At 60.5% G+C, this 21278-nt stretch carries 18 protein-coding genes and 2 tRNA genes; 12 read left to right on the top strand and 8 right to left on the bottom strand.

Features of this window, described 5'->3' with window-relative positions:
• Positions 1-4: 4 nt before the first annotated feature.
• From DP106_RS08355 to DP106_RS08340, 5 genes are all read left to right on the top strand, one after another.
• Positions 5-883, top strand: a complete 879-nt coding sequence (locus DP106_RS08355) for a prenyltransferase (protein WP_240625367.1) — start codon at positions 5-7, stop codon at positions 881-883.
• 92 nt (positions 884-975) lie between these two features.
• Entirely contained in the window at positions 976-1842 is an 867-nt protein-coding gene (gene cruF, locus DP106_RS08350; RefSeq protein WP_240625372.1) for a bisanhydrobacterioruberin hydratase, read from the top strand.
• A gap of 24 nt (positions 1843-1866) precedes the next feature.
• Positions 1867-1995 (top strand): HVO_2523 family zinc finger protein, encoded by a 129-nt coding sequence (locus DP106_RS16410; protein ID WP_276310073.1) that lies wholly within the window; start codon positions 1867-1869, stop codon positions 1993-1995.
• 170 nt (positions 1996-2165) lie between these two features.
• The gene (locus DP106_RS08345; RefSeq protein WP_120084765.1) at positions 2166-3119 is read left to right on the top strand and encodes a phytoene/squalene synthase family protein; all 954 of its coding nucleotides are present in this window, start codon (positions 2166-2168) and stop codon (positions 3117-3119) included.
• A 52-nt stretch (positions 3120-3171) separates the two neighbouring features.
• Complete coding sequence (locus DP106_RS08340) at positions 3172-3474, top strand: hypothetical protein (protein ID WP_120084653.1); 303 nt, start codon at positions 3172-3174, stop codon at positions 3472-3474.
• 50 nt (positions 3475-3524) lie between these two features.
• On the opposite strand, the gene DP106_RS08335 is transcribed toward DP106_RS08340, so the two are convergent.
• Complete coding sequence (locus DP106_RS08335) at positions 3525-6689, bottom strand: adenosylcobalamin-dependent ribonucleoside-diphosphate reductase (RefSeq protein ID WP_120084652.1); 3165 nt, start codon at positions 6687-6689, stop codon at positions 3525-3527.
• 386 nt (positions 6690-7075) lie between these two features.
• Between DP106_RS08335 and DP106_RS08330 the strand changes: the two genes are divergently transcribed.
• Both DP106_RS08330 and DP106_RS08325 read left to right on the top strand, forming a co-directional pair.
• Positions 7076-7279: a hypothetical protein gene (locus DP106_RS08330; protein ID WP_120084651.1), complete on the top strand. Its 204-nt coding sequence runs from the start codon at positions 7076-7078 to the stop codon at positions 7277-7279.
• Positions 7280-7462: 183 nt separating this feature from the next.
• The gene (locus DP106_RS08325; RefSeq protein WP_120084650.1) at positions 7463-8362 is read left to right on the top strand and encodes a hypothetical protein; all 900 of its coding nucleotides are present in this window, start codon (positions 7463-7465) and stop codon (positions 8360-8362) included.
• A 336-nt stretch (positions 8363-8698) separates the two neighbouring features.
• On the opposite strand, the gene DP106_RS08320 is transcribed toward DP106_RS08325, so the two are convergent.
• Complete coding sequence (locus DP106_RS08320; RefSeq protein WP_120084763.1) at positions 8699-10024, bottom strand: 5'-deoxyadenosine deaminase; 1326 nt, start codon at positions 10022-10024, stop codon at positions 8699-8701.
• 242 nt (positions 10025-10266) lie between these two features.
• Between DP106_RS08320 and DP106_RS08315 the strand changes: the two genes are divergently transcribed.
• The gene (locus DP106_RS08315; RefSeq protein WP_120084648.1) at positions 10267-11721 is read left to right on the top strand and encodes an NCS2 family permease; all 1455 of its coding nucleotides are present in this window, start codon (positions 10267-10269) and stop codon (positions 11719-11721) included.
• Between the two features lie 532 nt (positions 11722-12253).
• Here the strand turns inward: DP106_RS08315 and trpG are convergent.
• From trpG to trpD, 4 genes are read right to left on the bottom strand one after another with little or no spacing between them, the layout of a single operon-like run.
• Positions 12254-12877, bottom strand: coding sequence for an anthranilate synthase component II (gene trpG, locus DP106_RS08310; RefSeq protein WP_120084646.1), 624 nt, complete (start codon positions 12875-12877; stop codon positions 12254-12256).
• The gene (trpE, locus tag DP106_RS08305) at positions 12874-14565 is read right to left on the bottom strand and encodes an anthranilate synthase component I (protein ID WP_120084645.1); all 1692 of its coding nucleotides are present in this window, start codon (positions 14563-14565) and stop codon (positions 12874-12876) included. Before trpE ends, trpG begins: the two co-directional genes overlap by 4 nt.
• Positions 14562-15209, bottom strand: a complete 648-nt coding sequence (locus DP106_RS08300) for a phosphoribosylanthranilate isomerase (protein WP_120084644.1) — start codon at positions 15207-15209, stop codon at positions 14562-14564. Before DP106_RS08300 ends, trpE begins: the two co-directional genes overlap by 4 nt.
• Positions 15209-16231, bottom strand: coding sequence for an anthranilate phosphoribosyltransferase (trpD, locus tag DP106_RS08295; protein ID WP_120084643.1), 1023 nt, complete (start codon positions 16229-16231; stop codon positions 15209-15211). The genes DP106_RS08300 and trpD overlap by 1 nt, the downstream gene beginning before the upstream one ends.
• Positions 16232-16450: 219 nt before the next feature.
• Between trpD and DP106_RS08290 the strand changes: the two genes are divergently transcribed.
• The 4 genes from DP106_RS08290 (at position 16451) to DP106_RS08275 (ending at position 20465) form a co-directional block, all read left to right on the top strand.
• A tRNA-Val gene (locus DP106_RS08290) sits at positions 16451-16525 on the top strand.
• A gap of 241 nt (positions 16526-16766) precedes the next feature.
• Positions 16767-17849 carry an FIST signal transduction protein gene (locus DP106_RS08285; RefSeq protein WP_165857851.1) on the top strand — a complete coding sequence of 361 codons (1083 nt, stop codon included), beginning with the start codon at positions 16767-16769 and terminating at the stop codon, positions 17847-17849.
• 26 nt (positions 17850-17875) lie between these two features.
• A complete protein-coding gene (locus tag DP106_RS08280) occupies positions 17876-20311 on the top strand; it encodes a sensor histidine kinase (protein WP_120084640.1) in 2436 nt (811 codons plus the stop codon).
• 69 nt (positions 20312-20380) lie between these two features.
• Positions 20381-20465, top strand: a tRNA-Ser gene (locus tag DP106_RS08275).
• Between the two features lie 116 nt (positions 20466-20581).
• Here the strand turns inward: DP106_RS08275 and DP106_RS15825 are convergent.
• Positions 20582-20725: a hypothetical protein gene (locus tag DP106_RS15825; RefSeq protein WP_165857850.1), complete on the bottom strand. Its 144-nt coding sequence runs from the start codon at positions 20723-20725 to the stop codon at positions 20582-20584.
• A 102-nt stretch (positions 20726-20827) separates the two neighbouring features.
• A partial coding sequence (locus DP106_RS08270) for a sensor histidine kinase (protein ID WP_205738909.1) occupies positions 20828-21278 on the bottom strand: 451 nt, incomplete at its 5' end.

Here is a 21278-nt window from a genome sequence, read left to right as displayed (position 1 = left end):
CGCCGTGGGTACCGACCAGTCGAACAGTGCGATAACCGACGGCTTCCGCTACCTGCTGATCCTCTCGCGGCCGCGGTTTTGGTTGTATCTTGCTGGCCCTGTTGTCGTCGGCGTCGCCGCGGCCGCCACAACGGTGCCCGACCTGTTTTTGCCGGTCGGCTTCGCGCTGTTTGGCTACTTCCTGCTGCCGGCAAACATCCTGCTGTACGGTGTCAACGATATCTTCGATGCCGACATCGACACCGAAAATCCAAAGAAAACCGAGCGGGAGGCACGCTGGCAGGGCGGCCCGGTCGTCACCGCCAGCGTTGTCGCCAGCGGCCTGCTCGCGGTGCCGCTGTTCGCCATCGCCGGATCGGTTGCATGGCCGTGGATCGCCGGCTTTCTGTTGCTCGCCGTCGGGTACAGCGCGCCACCGGCGCGGTTCAAAACGACGCCACCACTCGATTCCCTCTCTAATGGGCTCTACATTCTTCCCGGGATCGCCGCCTACGCCGCCGTCGCCGGAACCCAACCGCCCGCGATGGCTGTCGTCGGCGCATGGCTGTGGACGATGGGGATGCACACCTTTTCGGCGATTCCGGATATCGACCCCGACCGCCGAGCCGGGATTCGGACGACAGCGACGTGGCTCGGGAAGCGACGCACCTACGGCTATGTTGCGGCCTGCTGGCTGGCCGCTGCTGTCGCCTTCGGGTTCGTTGACCCACGGCTCGGAGTGCTCATGGCTGTCTATCCGGTTTTTGTTGCGTGGGTTGCGACCAGTTCGGTCGCTGTCGATCGGGCCTACTGGTGGTTTCCCGCGCTCAACACCGTCGTCGGGACGCTGTTTACCCTCGGGTTGCTCTGGGTGATCGTGCCACCGACGGAGGTGCTGCCGTGAGCAACGTTGCTGAGTCGTCGGCAGCGGGATCGCCTCCCCGTGAACGGCCACAGGTCACCGAGGCCGACGGGGTTGCCGATGCGGTCGCCGGACTGCCGCGAAGTCGCCGCGAGGTCGAACCGTGGCTTGACGCCTTTATCGGCGGCAACCGGTTTACGATTGCCGTCTTCTTTCCACTGGTCGGCGCGCTCATGCTCGTCGGCAGCGCGGAAGGGTGGGCGGTGATCCCCGAACCGCTCAGATTCAATCCGCCGTTTCTTGTGTTCGGAACGGTCGTGATGGCCGCGCCGATGCTCGTCGGCGTCCTCCCGACACTCGGCCGTCGCGGCGTTGCTGGGCTGGGGCTGCTGACAGCCTACACCTATCTGATCGAGTACGTCGGCGTCACAACCGGCTGGCCCTACGGTGGCTTCGAATACGGGATCGACCTTGGCCCGATGATCGGCGGTATTCCCGCCGCACTGCCCGTCTTTTTTATCCCGCTTGTGTTGAACGCCTATCTACTCTGTTTGCTGTTGCTCGGCGACCGGGCAGCCTCGCGGCTGGCGCGGCTGGCCGTGGTGATCCCGGCGGTGGTGACGATGGATCTCGTACTCGATCCGGCCGCGGTCTCGCTTGGCTTCTGGGCCTACGACGCCGGCGGCGTCTTCTACGAGGTGCCGCTGTCGAACTTCGCCGGCTGGGTGGTGAGCGCGGTCGTCGCTGTCGGCGTCCTCGACGTCGCGCTCGATCAGTCGGGACTGTTCGATCGCCTCGACGCCTGTGATTTCATGCTTGACGACATGGTCAGCTTTGTCATTCTCTGGGGGGCGATCAACGCCTGGTTCGGCAACTGGCTGCCGGTGGTCGTTGCTACCGTCTTTGGAGTCGGAGTGCTCCGAGCCAAACGGTTCGATGTGGGGCTGCTCCGGCCCTCGACGGGCGTGTATCTCCCGCGGGTCGTCGACCGCGAACCCTAATTGGCTGGCTCTCCATGGTTCGGTATGGCCGACAGCGAGACGCCACCCGGCCGGCCCTGTCCGCTCTGTGGTGAATCGATGCAGCACCGTCACTGCAAGTATATCTGTCCGAGCCACGGCGTTGTCTACGACTGTGCCGATACATTCTACTAGGTGCCGTCGCCCGTCTGCGACCGCCTGCCACAGGCAGCTGACAAACGGCACAAAACGGGGTCGGTTCACGAACTGTTATGTCGCTTGCGGCCCTACTGCCGATATATGCCGTGCCGCCGGAACCGGCCGACGAGACCGACGACTGGCCCCCGACTACCCCCTACATTGACATGGTAGACGACGACCAAATCGCCCGGAGCAAATCCATCCAACAGCAGACTGGCAAGACATTCCACCTCGCCACCCGACTGCTCCCCGAGCGCGTCCGCGAGGCGACCTACGTCCTGTATGCCTTCTTCCGCGTTGCCGACGAGGTCGTCGACGACGCCGACGGGGTCGCCCCCGACGAGCAGCGCGCGGAACTCGAAGCGATTCGGGCGGCCGCCCTCGGCGAGCGCGCAACCGACGACCCTGTTCTCGCGGCCTTTTCGGAACTCCGCGAGGAGTACAACCTCAACGACGAGGACATCGAGGTCTTCATCGACGCGATGGTCTCCGATATCGACACCGACGAGTACGCCACCTACGACGAGTTAGAGGCCTATATGGACGGCTCAGCCTCGGCTGTCGGTCGGATGATGACCGACGTAATGAACCCCGACGACCCTGAAAAAGCACTCCCGCATGCGACCGCGCTCGGCGAAGCCTTCCAGCTCACCAACTTCCTGCGGGATGTCCGGGAGGATATTGTTGAGCGAGACCGGATCTACCTGCCGCAGTCGACGCTGGCCCAACACGGCGTCACCAACGAGCAGATCCGGAACTTCGAGATGGATGAAAACGTCGCGGCAGCCATACAAACTGAACTCCGCCGCGCTGAAGAACTCTACGAGGGAGGTGTTGCAGGGATTAAATACCTCCCGGAGGACTGCCAGCTGGCGGTGTTGCTCGCGGCCGTCCTGTACGCCGACCACCACCGGCTCATCCGCACCCGTGACTACGACGTACTGTCGGCGACCCCACAGCTGAGCACCGCTCGCAAGCTCTATCTGCTGGCCAAAACGCGGTGGCGGTGGATCTGGAACAAGGATCCCGAAGCCGTCTTCTGGGCGGTCACCGGCGACAGCGGCGGTGGAATGCTCACCCGCGGCGGGAAGCTCGTCGATCGGCTCCCGGTACGGTAAGCCGTCGAGGGTCGACGCGAGGTATAACCGCCGGCAAGCTGAACCGCGAGCTATGACGGCACTCGTCCCGTTCGATACCGATCAGCTCTGTGAGAGTTTCGAACAACGCGTCGCCGAGATCGCTCCCGAGGCGACGTTCCGGTGTGAAATCCCAGCCGAAAACGACGCCCTAACCGCGACCGCTATCGACGACATCACCCGAACGGTTCGCCGTGTCGCCGGCGAACTTGATGTGTCGATCGGCTTTATCAGTACCGAAAACGCTGGACGGATCTCGACGCCCATAACAAGTGTCGGGAGTCCGCTGTCAAAGAATCCCGAGTACGACGTGGGTATCGTCCGGCACGCGGAGTAGGGACAGCGCGCCAGCGAAGCGGCGCGGGAAAACCAGATCGCGGCGTTCCCTTAACACTCAGACCAGCCGCAGGACTCGCAGGTCTTGCAGCCTTCCGAGAAGTACAGTGACATGCTGCCACACTCGGGGCATTCCGGCGATTCGCCGGCTGCAAGGAGCTCGTCGGTCGCATCGTCAGTCGCCGCCTTGTCGGCCGGCGGCTCGGTCGGCGAGTCCGTCGTCGCGTTGGTTGACGAGCTGGCCGAGACGGCCGCGCCGCCGTCGGTTTCAGCCGCGGTCGGCTGTCGCTCGTCGGCCTCCTCGTCGCTGACCTCAGAGAGGTTTTGCTGTTTCGGGTACGGCTCCTCGATGTCGCCGTCGAGGTAGCGGCGCAGCGCGGTGCCGATGGCGTCCGGGATAGAGTTGATCTGCTCGCCTTTGTCCCAGGCAACTTTCGGGGATCGAATCCCGTTCAGTTCGCTGGCGATCTCCTCGGGATCGACGCCCGAGCGCAACGCGGTCGAGATCGTCTTTGCGAGGGCTTCGGTGAAGGAAGCCGTGAAGCCGCCGGAGTTGCCGATGTTGGCGAACAGCTCGAACGGTCGGCCCTGCTCGTCTTCGTTGATGTTGACGTAGACCTTGCCGTAACCGGTGTCGACACGCTGGGTGACGCCGTAGAGCACGTCCGGTCGCGGCCGCTTCTTGCCGAGGCCTTCCTCGGTTGTCTCGGGCTGGGTGAACAGCTCGTCGAGTTCCGCGCCGAGTTCGGCGCGTACCTCCTCGTTGTCGAGGAAGCCCTCGATGCCGCCGAAGACCTCCTCGATCTGGGTGGTGATCTGCTCGGCGGCCTCGCCGTCGTCGGCGAACTCGGTGTTCTTCGCGCGGGTGGTAAGCACCTGCTTCGAGCGGGTGCCATCGCGGTAGACAGTGACGCCCTTGCCGCCGTTCTCGTAGATGTACCGATAGACCTCGTCCATATCCTCGGCGGTCGCCGAGTTCGGGAAGTTACACGTCTTCGAGATAGCGGAGTCGACGCCGGTCTGACAGGCACACTGGACGCCGGCGTGTTCCTTCCCGGAGAGGTCGGAGGTGACGACGAACAGCTCGCCGATGGCCTCCGGAACCGTCTCAAGGCCGTCGACGCCGTCGAACTCGTTTTCGGCCATCTGCGTTTGGGCTTCCTGTTTGACGGCCTCAACGTCGATATCGTTCTCTTCGAGGACGCGGAGGAAGTAGTCGTCAAACTCGACGAGCATCTCGTCGCCCTGCACGTCGTCGGAGACGTTCTTGTAGTAGGCGACGTTGTAGATCGGCTCACAGCCGCCGGTCGTGTTGCCGATCATCGAGGTGGTGCCGGTCGGCGCGATGGTCGTCGTGTTGTGATTACGGATCGGGAAGCCGTCGGCCCACTCGTCGGCGTCCTCGCCGGTGTGGTGTTCGAACCACTCGCGGTACTCCGTCGGGTCGGCGTACTTCGAGTCCTCGTAGTCGGCGAAGGGCCCACGCTCTTCGGCGAGTTCGTGGGAGGCCCACTTCGACTCGTGGTTGATGTGGGTCATCAGCTGCTCGGCGATGGCGTTGGCCTCCTCGGAGCCGTAGCGGACGCCGATCTGGATGTAGAGCTGGGCCAGCCCCATAATGCCGAGGCCGATCTTCCGCATCTCCCGAACCTTCTGTTCGATCTCGTCGACCGGGAAATCCGACATCGTGACGACGTTTTCGAGGAAGCGGGTGCCGGATTCGATCCGGCGGTTGAACGCGTCCATGTCGATGGCCTCCTGGATGAATGCCTCGGCGGCTGCCTCAAGCGAGTCGTGCTGGTCGCCGTTGTTGTCGTACCAGACCCGCCAGTCAGGGGCGTCCTTGTCAGCGAGTGTCGAGAGATTGATGTGGCCGAGGTTGCAGGCCTCGTACTCCTCAAGCGGCTGCTCGCCGCAGGGGTTGGTGGCAAGGATCTCGTGGTCAGGGTGTTCCTCGACATCAAAGGAGTGCTGCTTGTTGACGCGTTCGAGATAGATGATCCCGGGCTCACCGTTTTCGTGGGCCCCGTTGACGATGTGTTGCCACAGCTCTTCGGCCGGGATCGACAGTTCCTCGCCGACCTCGACATACTCGCCGAGCCCGTGGAGCTCGTAGAGCTCTTTCGTTTCGGGCGTGGCGATGTGGGGTTCCTCGGTGCGAGGGTTGGTGAACGTGAACGTCTCGTCGTTGAACAACGCCTCCATGAAGTCGTCGGTGACGCCGACGGAGATGTTGAAATTCGAAAGATGGCCCTCAACGGCGTTGCGGAGGTGCTCGGGAACGCGACCTTCCTCGTCGATCAGCTCGCGGGCCTCTTCGAGCGCGTCGGCAAAGGAGTTGTGCGTGAAGTCGTCGGGGTCGTTGAGTCGCAGTGAGTGTGCCAGTGAGACATCCTTGTTCTTGGCGTGGATGAACTGGATCACGTCAGGATGGGAGACCCGCATGACGCCCATCTGCGCGCCGCGTCGGGCGCCACCTTGGGCGATGGTCTCACACATCTGGTCGTAGGTGCGCATGAACGTGATCGGCCCCGACGCGATGCCGCCGGTCGAGCCGACGGAGTCGCCGTACGGGCGGAGTTTCCAGAACGCATACCCCATGCCACCACCGGACTGGAAGACCTCAGCGGCCTCCTTGGCGGTCTGGTGGATATCGGTGATGTCGTCGGCCGGGCTATCGACGAAACAGGCCGACAGCTGCTGGAGTTCGTCGCCGGCGTTCATCAGCGTCGGCGAGTTCGGCATGAACGACAGCTTCGTCATCAGCTCTTCGAACTCGGCGGCGACATCCTCGACATGGCTCTGAACCTCGTCGGGGAGTTCGGGGACGATCGTTTCGTAGGAGAACTTGTTGACGTTGTGCACTGACAGCGTCGTTTCGGCATCATCCTCGGCGGTCGTTCCCGTCCCGAAGACCTCCGCGGCGAGTTCGTCGCGCCGTGGGTGGTCGGGCTTGATCTGGTCGGGGGTGACCGTGATTTCGGTGTCCTGCTTGTCGGCCTCAAAGACAGCCTCGGCGAGGGCGACGTTTTGGGCGACGCGTTCGAACAACTCCTCTTGGCTTTCGGCGACGTTGCCGTCGGCGTCCTTCCGGAGATACCGGGCCGGAAGGATGTTGTTGTAGGCGTTGCTCGTCAGCCGGTCTTCGAGCGCGTCGCCGGTGGTACGTTTGATCGGCAGTTCGAGTTCGTCGGCGGAGAGCTCCGCGCGACTCATTCGTCAGCCTCCTGCGGTGCGTCGGCGTGTCGGATGGTGGTTTTGGTCTGGTGGCGCATCTGTGTGCTCCGTAGCGAAAGACGGGATTGTGATACCGATGGCACCCTCATAACAGCTACGGTTGCGGTAGCACAACCAGAGTTGCACTGGAAAGTGCTGCCGCTTGCTGTGTTGCGATCTGGAGAGGGTCGGTTTTGTCCGCGTCCGTTGGCTGTTGTGTGGTGGGGCTGATCCGGTATAAGCGTGCCCAAACCGGACTGAAAGTGAAACGACGACGATGATCGGTTGTCCAGCCGACATGTGGCGATCACCGTCGTCTTACCCGACAGTTGGGCACTGAACGTAGTCCCCACAAGCTTATTCCGATTCAGTGTCTCGCTCAGGATATGTCATCACTCGCACTTATCGGCGGACTCGCAAGCGGCGGGATCGCCGGACTGAGCCTCCCGCAGCTGTTGATCGCCCTCGTCGGGATGCTCGTCGTGCTTATTGTGGGGCGGATCATCCTCAAGATCGCGTGGCGGCTCGTCACCATCGGCGTCGTTGTCGTCGGCGCGTTGCTGCTTCTCGTTCAGTTTGGATTGCTGTAATCGGCCGGGTCGTGAGAGGGGCTCGCCGTGTGTCGATTGTCGCCAGCGAAAGAGGTTCGTTATCTGTTGTGATAATTTCGGGTGGTGTTTTAAGATGGTCGGGGGAGCAAGCTTTACACACCACCTACGGGGTCGCCCGTAGGCAGCCATGTTCAACACTGCGAACCGAGGTAGCCAGCGGTTATGACGAGCCGCCGCCAACTCCTTCGTGGGGTTGCCGGCACCCTTTCCGTGTTCGGAGGGCTCCGCTGGGGTGGCCTCGTTGCGCTTGCCGACGCCCAATCGAACGATACAACGGCGTCGGATAGCGACGCGTCCGGCGGTGACGATGAATCGTCGAGCGCGGACAACGAGGGCGATCCGAGCGGGCTCCCCGGATACACGGTCGGCCAGATATATCTCCGCTACGAGGAACACGTCGGGATTACTACCTTTGTTGAGCTTGAAAATGAAGCTGAACAGAACAGCGAGCGGGTGCAACTGAAAGCGGACGCCTTCGGCGGCGATAACACCCTTGGCACCGACGACACGTGGCAGAATGTTCCGGCACCCCTTGAGCGGACGATCAAACTCCGTCTCGACAACGTATTTGACCTCTACAACGCGGTCGACAACATCTCCGAGTTTGTGATCCGCGGTCGGGTGCCCGACGGCGAGTACGCGGTGCTTGCGGCGTTTTCCGGCCGCGCGCTCCGCGACGGCATCGAAACTGATGGGCCGGCCACACCTGATGGTGGTGCTGATGCTGCCGTCGAAGTCCAACCAGAAACGACTGACCGAGCCAGCAACGACGGTGGCCAAACAGGTAATACCGAGACAGCTGACGGAAGCGAGAGCGACGAGACGCCAGCCGACGAATCGACAGCGTCGGACGCCGGCACGGAGCCGAGCGATCCCGGCGATCAAACCGACGTTGACGTGAGTGATCCCGACGATGTTGTCGATGTCGGCGGTGCTGGAGGCGATGATGCTGAAGGCAACGATGGCGGAGGTAATGATGGTGGAAGTGATGATGGCGGAGACAACGAGAGCGGTGGCGGCGGGCTGCTGGAAAGCCTCTCCGTTGGCGTGTTTGGCGGCTGACCAATACGAGCAGAACCGCGTCGATCAGGCATCAGAGCGCGGTGGTGATGGTGTCGCCGACTCCCAATGCATCAGAGGGCGTCACAGAAACGTAGTTATATCAGTTTCTCGCGGTCGTGAACATCTTCGTCTCGCAAGACGGGAGTGAGAATCACTCAAACACGGTGCCATACCTGTGACCGGGACATTCAGAGACGCGTCGACTGACGCTGCGGCCTATCAGGTTGTGGTGGTGCGGGACACAGTTTTCAAACACCGCAGTCTCGCTTGAGACGCGTACTATGACACGCCCTCGTTATATCACGAGAAGCCATACAGCGTGCACTGCGGAAATCACTATGAGCTAGTTGGAGACCGTGTTCCCTTGATATCAAGTGACTCAGCGGCTCTTCTTGCATCCTGTCGGATGGATTCAGCGTCGACGACAGTTACCGTATTATCTTCCATGAGGACTTCACCATCAACCATCGTAAACTCTACATTCTCACCGTGTGCCGCAAAGACAATATACGAGAGGATATCGTTCAGTGGTGTTGCCTGCGTGTTGTCAGTTGAGATGCCAATGATATCGGCTTTCCATCCAGGTTTTAGCTCGCCGACGGTATCAAATCCAGCAGCCTTTGCGCCATTTACCGTTGCCATATCCAGGATACTCTCCTTTGGTGTGACGGTGGGATCCAACTGGTCTGCTTTTTGTAGGATGCCCGCTTGTTTTGCTTCGGTAAACGGATCAAGGGTGTTGTTGCAGGGCGGCCCGTCATTTCCAAGTGCGACGTTGATCCCACGGTCTAAGTAGTCAACAATTGGTGCGATACCGCTAGCCAATTTCATATTGGAAGACGGGCAGTGTGTGACGTGAGTTCCAGTTTCCTCTAGTATGGTTCGCTCAGATTCATCCGTCCACACACAGTGCGCTAAGACGACATCTTCGCCGGTTAGACCCACCTCATCAAGCCAGTGGATGTTCCGTTGTCCGGTGTCGTCCTCAACGGTCTCAACTTCGTCTTGGTTCTCGCTTGCATGCGTATGTATTCGTACGCCATCGTATTTGTCTGCTAACGCTCTGGCTCCGCGCAGGCACTCTTCGGTACATGAGACCGCAAATCTCGGTGTCACGGCGTAGCGGATACGGTCGTCAAAGCTACCATGATACTTTTGTATCAACTCCTCTGTCTCGTTTAATCCCGCCTGTGTCTCTTCGATGAGCCCATCCGGCGCACGTCGATCCATCAAGACCTTACCAAAGATCCCTCGTATACCCATTTCACCTGCAGCTTCAAATGCCCGCTCTGCATGTGCAACTGATAGGTGATCAATTGCTGTTGTTGTGCCTGTCTCGATCAGTTCAAGATACCCCAACTTAGCAGCAGCCTCCATTTGCTCCGCATCTAACGCTGCTTCCATCGGAAGAACATGTTCGAAAAGCCAGTCGAGCAGTTCACTGTCATCGGAGATCCCACGACCCAGACTCTGCACAGAGTGGATGTGACTTCCAACCATCCCCGGCATTAGTATATCGGACTGTGTTTCATCGTGTGAGGGGAATTTATCAATTATGTTATTTCGTTTACCAACGGTGGTAATTGTATCATCGTCAACAACGACTGCACCGTCGTCTATTATTTTGTCTGAATTGACAACGACAGTTCCGGAGAGGATCATCATTTTGTTTACTTTCACACCCTACATAAATTTACTGTATCAGCTAAATTTCGTACAGCAATAAGCTTCTGTGATATAATTTGGGATCTATTTATCGAGACCTAACACCATACCTAATTTTAATTCATGAATTAAAATACACCTATTTTCTACGACGAGGACATTGTGTAACCAGCTATTTATGAACAAATAGGAAAATGGAGAGAAGAACTAAGTAATACAGTATTATTACGTTGCGGAGGATGATAGACATTCATTCATACTTCGAATTAGACAGCAATGGAACAGATATCAAGACTGAGATAGTTGCGGGGCTGACAACGTTTTTTACAATTGCATATATTATTGTCGTAAATCCGGCTGTATTATCACAAGCGATAGACATCCAAGGTTACAGCGATGGAGAGGTGTTCCAGATGATTGCTATCGTTACGATCATCGCTTCGGCCATTGCGATGCTGGTAATGGGGCTATACGCAAATCGGCCCTTTGCATTGGCACCCGGGCTTGGACTACAGGCGTTTTTTACTTTTACTGTTGTACTAGGACTGGGAGTACCTTGGCAGACAGCACTTGCGGCCGTTTTTGTTGAAGGAATACTCTTTATTCTGCTTACCCTGACTGGCCTGCGGAAACGAATTATTGCCGTCTTCCCTGAACCGGTTAAAAAAGCCGTTGGTGCTGGTATTGGTGCGTTCCTGCTAATGATTGGCCTACAAGAGATCGATATTATTGTCAACTCTGAGGCAACGCTTGTTGAACTCGGTTCTGTTGCCAGCCTCACCACAACCCCACAGTCATTGTTTGGCTTGGGCGCAGTAGTGCTCATTTTGCTACTGTGGGCGAGGGATATACGTGCAGGGATTCTAATTGGCATTGTAACAAGTACGATTATCGGGTATATAGCGACGCTTGCTGGCGTTGTTGAACCTGGTGAGATTGTTGACGAGACAATCATGAACGAGGGCATCGGTGCGGTTGTCAGTAGCAGCCAGTACGATATTACGCCGTTAGCAGGCGCATTTATCGATGGATTCAGCTCTGTTGATCCGCTAACGTTTCTTATGGTACTGCTCACCTTCTTTTTTGTAGACTTCTTTGATACCGCTGGGGCGTTAATCGGTCTCGGACAACAGGGTGGGATGCTTGACGAAAATGGAACCCTCCCGGAGATGGATAAACCGCTGCTCGCCGATGGAATTGGCACGACGATTGGTGCAATGCTTGGCACGTCAACGTTGACAACCTTTATCGAATCCTCGGCTGGAATCGAGCAGGGAGGCCGAACCGGACTCACTGCAGTGACTGTTGCGGCACTGTTCCTCCTGATGATACCACTAACATCACTTGTAAATGCAATCCCGACCTTCGCATCGTATAGCGCATTGGTCGTTATTGGTATCATCATGTTCCAAGGTGCAGCTGATATCCGCTGGAATGACCCTGTGTGGGCTGTACCAGCTGCACTGACGATTATCCTTATGCCGCTGACGTACTCGATTGCAGATGGGATCGCTGCTGGAATTATAAGCTATCCGATAGTAAAAACAGTAACTGATGGAAAGAAGAGTGAAACGTTCGACGGTAGGAAGCCGAGTTTTGCTGATCAGATCAAAAGTGTGGGTATAGGTCCGTGGACGATGGCTGGCGCAATGATTGTATACTACACTATGCAAACAAGCGGCCTCATACTGTAGTGGGAGGGTACTGTATGGCTGAACACACCCCTGACAGGTGTTCGCCAATCAAGCTACTTTGATTCTAAGTAGATGACCTATATCCGGTAGGTCGTCTGTGAGATGAACAGAAGCTGCATCGGTCATCCCCACCATCGCGGAGAATCTCATTGTACACGCTCTCAATCAACACGTTGATCAGCAGGTACACGCGTCGTATCAGCGAGTCACGGTGGCTTTGTAGCAAGTCGGTTTGCAACGTTCCCGGAGGAGCACAGTCAAGCAAGAATTCGGCTGTATCTCGGGGCAACCTTCCGGATATTAATAACTACGACGAGTGTTTCCCAAAACGAAATCGGTGCAGCGGTGACTACTGGATGTCCGGAGGCGAAAGAGTACACTGAGCACCACAATCTTTGATTCCACGATCCATGCCCAATAGTAACCCATGACAGCGTGGCAGAGGGTGCGCTACATCAACGCCCTCTCTGCTATTGAGTCAACGGAGTCAAGCTCCAATCCGGTATCGGGGTGATAGCTGTCGCAATTGAGCTCAGTATTTCGATGGCACGCTTTGCCGTAGGAAGTTGTCGATCACGTCGTGGCCGACGGCTGTCAGGACGCTTTCAGGGTGGAACTGCACACACTCGATCGGGTGCTCGCGGTGGCGGATCCCCATCACCAACTCCTCGCCCTCGTCGTCGGTCGTCGCTGAGATCTCGAAACAATCCGGCACCTCGGTCGCAATCAGCGAGTGATACCGGCCAGCCTGAAACCCCTGTTCGATGTCAGCGAACACACCCTTGCCGTCGTGATCCATCGTATAGGCCTTGCCGTGGATCGGTTCGGGTGCGTGGCCGACATGGCCGCCGTACTCGTAGGCCGCGGCTTCAAGACCGAGGCAAACACCAAGTGTCGGGGTTTCAGGACTCACCTCACGCAGTACCTCCTTCGTGACGCCGACATCACGGCTATTTTTCGGATGGCCTGGCCCGGGGCTGATGAGGATCGCGTCGGGGTTGACAGCCTCGATGTCGTCAAGGGAGGCCGTGTTTTTCAACACCGTCACGTCGATCTCCTCGACCCCACCGTCGCCGTCGGAAATCCGGATCTTGGAGACGTACTCAACAAGGTTGTAGGTAAACGAGTCATAGTTATCGACAACAAGGACGTTCATTGCTCGCCCTCCTGGGCTTCAAGCTGTTCGATGGCGGTCAACACGCCGTCCATCTTCTGTTCGGTCTCCTCGTACTCCGATGGTGGATCGCTGTCGGCGACAAGCCCCGCGCCCGCTTGAACGGTAATCAGATCGTCATCCTCGTTCGCGCCGCCGAGGTCGCCGTCCACACTGTCGGCGTCAGCGCCCTCATGTTCGACGGTCGCGGTGCGGATCACGATCGCGAAGTCGGCGTCGCCGCTCCATGAAAAGTAGCCGACGCCGCCGCCGTAGGCGCCGCGTGGTGCGGTTTCGAGGTCGTCGATGATCTCCATCGCACGGACTTTCGGCGCGCCGGTGAGCGTCCCCGCAGGGAAGGTGACACGGGCGGCGTCGAAGGCGTCGTACTCGTCGGCGACGCGGGCGGTAACGGTTGATTCGATATGCTGGACGTGACTGTACTTCAGAACGCTCATGAACTCCTCGACCTCGACGCTACCGGGGTCGGCGACCCGGCGCACGTCGTTGCGCGCGAGATCGACAAGCATCGTATGCTCGGCACGCTCCTTGCCGTCGGCCAGCATCTCACCAGCGAGGCGGCGATCCTCGACGGGGCTTGAGCCACGCGGACAGGTGCCCGCGATCGGGTTCGAGACGATCCGATCGCCCTCAACAGAAACGAGCGTTTCGGGGCTCGCGCCGACGATAGAACGGTCGCCGTGGCGCATGAGATACATATACGGCGAGGGGTTGACCGAGCGGAGCGATTCATAGAAGCTGACCGGGTCGATATCGCCGGCGAGTTGGCGGCGACGGGAGATGACACCCTGATAGATGTCGCCGTCGAGGACGTGCTGTTTGGCCGTGCGGACGGCGTCCTCGTAGTCGGCTTGTGAGCCAGCGGTTTCGTCGGTTCGACTGAAGTCGGTGGTCGGTGGTTCGTCTGCCGCTGCAAGTGTCGCCGCAATGTCGCCGGCTTCGGCGACGAGGGCATCGTAGCACTCACCGGGGTCATCGTCGGGCCCGATGACGGGCGTGAAAACAAGCTCGACCGTGCCCTCGGCGTCGTCGAAGACGAGCGTTCGGGTTGTCAGTGCGAACTGGGCGTCCGGGAGGTCGGTGTCGGGTCGCTCGCGGCCGACCGCTTCGAGGACGAGGTCGTAGACGGCTTCGTGGGCAAGAAAGCCGACCAGTCCACCTGAAAGCGTCCGGCGGTCGGCATCTGGGAAGCCGCGGCGGTCGACCGCGGGGAGGCCGCGGCGGAGACGGTCAAGTACGTCGCCGTCGGTCGCCGCATCGCCACGGTAGGCGTCGATGACAAGGTCGCCAGCATCACCACGGCGGTCGACCTCGGTGTGGTTCGGATACACCGAGATGATCGCCTCGGGGTCGTAGCCAACGAAGGAGTACCGTGCGTGGCGTTCGGCGTCAGTCGCCGCGGTGAACGCGCCGTCAGGATCAGAGGAGGCGACCTTTTCGGCGCTCTCAAGCAAGAAATTGTACTCGCTGCGGTCGGCGAGGGCGGCGTAAGCGGCGAGCGGTGAGGTGTCGAGATCGAGCACCGCCGCCGCGCGGGCGACGACCGGCTCCTCGCGGTCGACATCGACGAGGGCGGCGTACTCGTCGCGGCCACGGTCGAAACTGAATAGACCGCTGTCGGTGGCGGCCGCATCGGCCGGTTCGTCGCTTGCCGTCTCGCCGGTCGTCATGCTGGCACCTCGACTTCACGGCCGGCGTTCCGGACGAAGGTAGCGACGGCGGTGTGATCCTTGCTGCCCTCCGATCGTTCGACGCCGGAGGCGACATCGACGCCAAACGGCGCGGCTACCCGAATCGCCTCGGCGACATTATCTGGCGTGAGGCCGCCGGCGAGGATCACCGGCGTCGTCAGCGTGTCGGCGAGGTCGGCGGTTGCCTCCCAGTCGTGGGGGTCGCCGGTGCCGCCCGCGCCCGCCTCGGTCGTTGAATCGATGAGGAGGGCGTCAGCAACACCGTCGAGGGCGTTGGCGCGGTCGGTGTCCTCGTGGTCGACGGCGGCGATGATCTTGACGCCGGTTTCGGCGCGGATGTAGCCGAGATCGTCGGCGTCAAAGTCGCCGTGGAGTTGGAGCGCGTCAGGCTGGATCGCTTCGACGAGTTCGACCGCGTGTTTGGTGTCATCGGGCATCGAAACGAGCGTTGCGGTGACAAACGGCGGGACGGCAGCGACCAACTCGGCGGCCGTCCCCCGGTCGACCTCCCGCGTTGTCGACACATCGACCGCCGAGATGATCCCGACGGCATCGGTACCGGCCTCGACAGCCGCTTGGAGATCGGCGCGGTTCGTGATGCCGCAGATCTTGGTGCGTGCCATCAGGCGTCCCCGGCCTCCGGTACAGCGGTTGACTCACGGAGGGCATCGAGTTTCGCCGCCGCGTCGCCGGAATCGATGGCGTTGGCTGCGGCCTCGACACCGGCTTCCAGCGAGTCAGCCTCGCCGGCGACGTAGATCGCCGCGCCCGCGTTAGCGAGGATCAGATCGCGTTTTGGGCCGGTTTCCGCGCCGGTGACGATAGCTTTGAGGTCGGCAGCGTTCGCTTCGGGTGTGCCGCCAGCAACGGCCTCGATTGGGGCCGAGTCGAGGCCGAGATCCTCGGGCGTGAGCGTAAACTCGGTGACCTCGTCGCCGTCGACCTCGGCGACGGTCGTTGTGTCGTGGAGGGCGATCTCGTCCATCCCGGAGCCGTGGACGACGAGCGCCCGGTCGACCGACATTTCGGTGAGTGCGCGAGCGATCGTGGGCACGAGGTCGGGATCGTAGACACCAAGCAGTTGGGCGTTCGCGGCGGCGGGATTTGTGAGCGGGCCGAGGACGTTGAAGATCGTCCGCATGCCGAGTTCCTTGCGCGGGCCGATGACGGCTTTCATCGCGGGATGGAAGACGGTCGCCAGCATGAAGCCGATGCCCTCGTCGTTGATCGCGCTCTCGACGGCGTCGGGTTCGGCGTCGACGGTGACGCCGGCGACCTCGAGTACATCCGCGCTGCCCGAGGAGGAGGAAACCGAGTAGTTGCCGTGTTTAGCGATCGGGACGCCCGCGCCCGCGGCGACTAAGGCGGCGGTCGTCGAGACGTTGATCGTGTCGTAGTCGTCGCCGCCGGTACCGCAGGTGTCGACCAGCGGTGAGCGGTCGGGCTCGATGGTACGGGCGGCGTCGCGCATCCCCTGTGCGAAGCCGGCGATCTCGGTTTCGGTTTCGCCTTTCGCTCGTAACGCAGACAACAGCGCGCCGATCTGCGCCTCGGTTGCATCCTCGAACACCATGCGGGCAGCGTCCCGCGCGTCGTCGAGTCCCAGATCTTCACCGTCGGCCACACGTTCGATATAGTCCTGCATTGTTAGTCACCAGTGTATGAGTTCGGCTTGTAATGTACACGTCTGTACATCGCTAAAAGGCTATCGACCGACGGCGCGACCCGGAGGTCAGCGACGACGGGACGAACCCACCGACCGACAGCAAGCCGGCGATCAGGAACCGCCAGCGGGGCCGCGCTTCGAAAGCTTCAATTACGTCCCCCGGATACCAACGAGTGCGTCAGAACGCACAGCCAACACGGGTTTGTGGTCTAGTCTGGTTATGACACCTCCTTGACATGGAGGAGGCCGGCAGTTCAAATCTGCCCAAACCCACTTTCTGATCTCTCGTACTGAAGCTCAATACGACTACGCTTGAGCCCCAGCATCGGACTAGCAGCATTCGATGCCGCAGCCGGGTTCTACGTCGCCGTCGCCGTTGTCACTCTGCTCGGGGTGGGAGTCTGGCTGAGCACGCGCCGCGGCTGATCGCTGTCGCCAACACCGCACCGAGGCGATCCCGCAACCAATCTCCCCGACGGTGGACTTTTTATCGCGGCCGGTGTGGATGGGAGTCATGGAGGCTGCGTACTGCCGGACGACCGGCAGCGAGTTTCACGCGACGCTTCGAGAGTTCGACACCGACCCCGATGTCGACGGGCTCCTCGTGCTTGCGACACCCGACGGCGCGTTTACGCCGGCGGCTGTCGATGAAACGCTTCGAGAGCTTTCGACACCGGTGTTCGGCGGCCTGTTCCCGAAGGTCATCTACGACGGCGCGGCCCACGCCGACGGCGCGGTCGTCGCCGGCATAGATGTTGAGCCGACAGTCGAAACGATCGCTACCGCCGACGAGCCGCTTGAGGCCGACACGGACGGCGACGATGAAACAGCATTCGTGTTCGTCGATGCCTACGCTGATGACGGCGACCAGTTCGTCCAACAGCTGTTCAACGCCTACGGCGTTGCGTACACCTATATCGGCGGCGGTGCCGGTACGTTCGACGGCGACAGACGCCACTGTTTGTTCACCCCCGACGGGCTCGTCGGCGACGCCGCCGTGGTAGCGATGGTCGCCGCCGAAAGCACGATCGGCGTCGAACACGGCTGGACGGATATCGGCGGCCCCTTCGAGATCACGTCTGCCGACGGCCGCCGGCTCAAAACGCTCGACGGCCAGCCGGCCTACGACCGCTACGCCGCCATCATCGACGCCGAAACCGACCGGACAGTGACGACAGAAACCTTCGCTGAGATCGCCACCTCACATCCCTTCGGCATCAGTCGGTTGGGCGCCGAGCGGATCGTCCGCGACCCCTTCGCGGTCGACGACGACGGCTCGCTGCGGTGTTTCGGCGACCTCCCCGAAGGCGAGTTCGTCCACGTTCTCCAAGGCGACCCCGAAACCCTCGTGGACGCGGCCGACCGCGCCCACGCCGCCGCCAGCGAGGGCGCACGTACCGACAGCGCGGTGATCACCTTCGACTGTCTCTCACGGGCGCGGTATCTTGACGGCGACTTTGATCGGGAGCTGGCAGCACTCAGTCAGACGGCCAACACGATCGGCGCGCTCACCATCGGGGAGGTCGCCAACGACGGGCGTGGCCATCTCGAATACTACAACAAAACCGCGGTCGTCGGGGCCATCGATGGCCTCTGAGCGAGCCATAGGGAGCGGGTGAGGATATGGCTGACCACCCCCACCGAACCCAGATCCTCCATGAGATCTCTCTGGCGATCTCGCCGGCGGAAACGCTGGAATCGACCGCTGAAACGGCCCTTCAGGCGTACCTCCAGAAACTGAACTGTACGGTTGGCGGTGTCTTCAGCCGCCGCGAGGATGGCGGCTACGATCGGGTCATCGCCCGGCCTGCGGCCGCGGTCGACGATCCGGTCTATCTCGCTGCACGCGATCGACTCGTCGAACGAGCGGCAGGCGACACCAAGGACGACGAAAGCGACACCGACAACGAGGCGGACACCAACGCCGAGTCGTTTCCGATCGTCGGCGAGGTGGGTGAAGGCGGCCACTACTACCTCTTTGAGCTCTGTGAGTTCGGCGTCTTGCTGCTCGGCACGCGCGGATCGGGGCTTCCTGCGGCGGTCATCGACGCTCTCGGGCCGCTCAACGACAAGCTTGCAACCGCGTGTGCGGCCACAGCAGCCGAAGCAACCCTCCGTAACGAGCGACGGCGGTTTGAGGCGCTGTTTACCACCATCCAAGAGCCGATGGTGACCGTCTCTCTCACCGATGGGCAGGCGACGATCACCCGCCGAAACGAAGCCTTCGAGACCACATTCGGCGACGCCACCTCAACGACGGAGGGGAGTCGACTCGAACCCACGATCCCGGCGACCGACAGCGAGGAGACGGCCAGAGGCGACGAGACAGAGACAGCCGACATCGACGCCCAACTCACCGACGGCCAGCCGGTGACCGCGGAGGTCAGCCGACAGACCACAGCCGGCAGCGGCGACTTCCTGCTGCGGGCTGTCCCGGTCACGACCGCAACCGGCCGGGAGTTTTTTCTGCTCTATGTCGATATCACCGACGAGAAGCGACGCCGCCGAACCCTCGCGTCGCTGTATACGGAGTCACAGGCGGTGTTGACAAGCGAGGATCGACAGGCGGCCTGCGAGCGAACGATCGACACGGCGATGGCCGTCATCGACGCCTCAGTCGCGGAGGTACAGCTCTACGATCGAGCGACCGACGCCCTCACACCGGCGGCGACGACGGCCGACGAGCCGGTGTTTGCGGCCGCCAGCGGCGACGACGAGACGCCGCTGTGGGCAGTTTACGGCGGGGAGACACGGTGTATCGATCAGCTGTCGACGGCCGACGACTCGATCGCCCACACAGGCCCGGTGATCGAAAGCGTCCTGCTGTGTCCGCTCAGCGATCACGGTGTGCTTGTGATCGCCGACGAGCGGCCAAGAGCGTTCGATGAGACCGACATACAGCTTGGCCGGCTGTTGAGCACACTCGGAAATATCGGTCTCACCCGTGCCCAGCGAACTCAGAGTCTCGAAGCCGTCCAGGCGATCACCCAAGAGGCCGTAACCGCCGAGGCGAAGCCGGCGATGGTCGATGCGGTGCTTGAGCAGCTACCGACGGCACTCAACTTTCCGATCACAGGGCTGTGGGAGTACGATCAGATCGACGACCGGCTCACCCCACTGGGGATGACCGAGCAGGCCTTCGATCTCCTTCGATCACCGCCGGCATTCGAGCGCGGTGATGGGATCGCGTGGGACGCATTTGAACGCGGCGAAACCGAGCTCGTCGGCGACATCGCCGCCCGGCCCGACGCCTACAACGAGAACAGCGCGGTTCGCTCGGAGGTTATCGCCCCGATCGGCGAGTTTGGCATCTTGATGGCCGGTGCTGTCCGGCCACAGAATCTCACCGACGCCGACCGGAGTATCGCCGACACGCTGACATCGAATCTTGAAACCGCGATCCAGCTGGTCGACAGCCGCGAAGAACTCCAGCTGCTTGAGGCGGTGTTCGACCGGGTGCTCAGACATAACCTCCGGAATGATCTGACGGTGATCAAAGGCTACGCAAACGCCATCGCCGAGGACTGTGAGACAGCCGCCTACGCAGCCGATATTATCGAGCACTGTGAGAATCTCGAACGCACCGCAGCCAACGCGCGGACGATGCGAGAGGTCGTCCAGACACGGGAACAGCGACAACAGGTCGACATCGACACCGTTGTTGCGGATGCAGTCGAGATGGCCCCCGACCCACCGGCGGCTGTCGATATCAGCGTCGACATCGAGACAGCGGCTACGGTTCTCGCCCACCCGAAGCTCCCGGTTGCCATCACGCAACTCATCGAAAACGCGCTGGAACACGCTGTCGACGACGACGGTGAGCTCCGGGTGACGGCCACCGAAGCCGGCGACGACGTTGTCATCGAGGTCAGCGACGACGGGCCCGGTATCCCAACGACCGAACTCACTGTTATCGATGGCCATGACGAATCAGCGTTAGAACACGGCAGTGGGGTTGGTCTCTGGCTGATCGATCGGATCGTCGACTACTCCGATGGGCAGCTTACATTCGACAACAGCGATGGGACAACTGCTCGCATCACACTCGGGGCGGCATAGCGGCGGTGAATCGGCCGAGGGCGGTCAGATCGGAATCTTTTACTTTCGGCACAGGCGAAAGAGAAGTGAGCCGAGGTAGCCTAGCCTGGCCAAGGCGGTAGATTCGAAATCTACTGTCCATTCGGACTCGGGAGTTCAAATCTCTCCCTCGGCGTTTCTGCGCGGACACAAATCACTTAGCGGCGCGTCTTGTCGCGCCGCGACCCCGTGTCCGCGCGAACGGTAGTCGGGAATTTGAACGAAGGAGCGACCACCGGGAGCGACCGTAGTTCAAATCTCTCCCTCGGCGTTTTTCGGCGAGCAACACACCGAGAGCCCGCCGTGGCTCTCACCTGCCGTGAGCGGTTGTGCCCGTGAGGAGAGATTTGAGGCAGGGAACGAGCGAGCGACGCGAGCGAAATGACTGTGGTTCAAATCTCTCCCTCGGCGTTTCTGTGCGGATACAACCAACGAGCGGCGCGTCCCGTTTCGGCATCGTATTCGCCCGAATACAGGTCATGAGCGGGAGGCAAGCGCCTACTGCGGATCTGCCAGTGGTAATGAAACCTTCAGCATCGTTAGCTCCGGACTGTTTTCTTCGAGCGTGAGCATGCCCTGATGTGTATCAATGATCGTTTGGACTTCCCAGAGCCCGACCTTTTCAGCATCCGCTGGTGGATCAGGATCATACCCGTGTATAAGGGGTTTGGCTTCGACAGCTGGGATCGGGTCGCCTGTATCGATGATCTTGATGTCTATCTGTTGGTCGGCCATGTTCTCACTTGCCGAGACCGTTATATCCAGGCCATCGTGTGAGTTGTGTCGGACTGCATTGTCGATGAGCTCATCAAATGCTCGTTGTAGTGACTTGTCACCCATGATAAAGACGTTCTCACACTCAAGTTCCCAGTTGATTTTCGGATAGTTGTTTTTGCATTCGTCTTTAGCTAATTCGCTATCTCCTGCTGTGTCGCGGTAGCGAGTCTCT

This window comes from Halonotius pteroides, assembly GCF_003605635.1.
In the GTDB taxonomy this organism is placed as follows: Archaea; Halobacteriota; Halobacteria; order Halobacteriales; family Haloferacaceae; genus Halonotius; species Halonotius pteroides.
The sequence above is the reverse complement of the archived record's forward strand: the minus strand, read 5'-3'. Positions and strand labels throughout refer to the sequence as shown.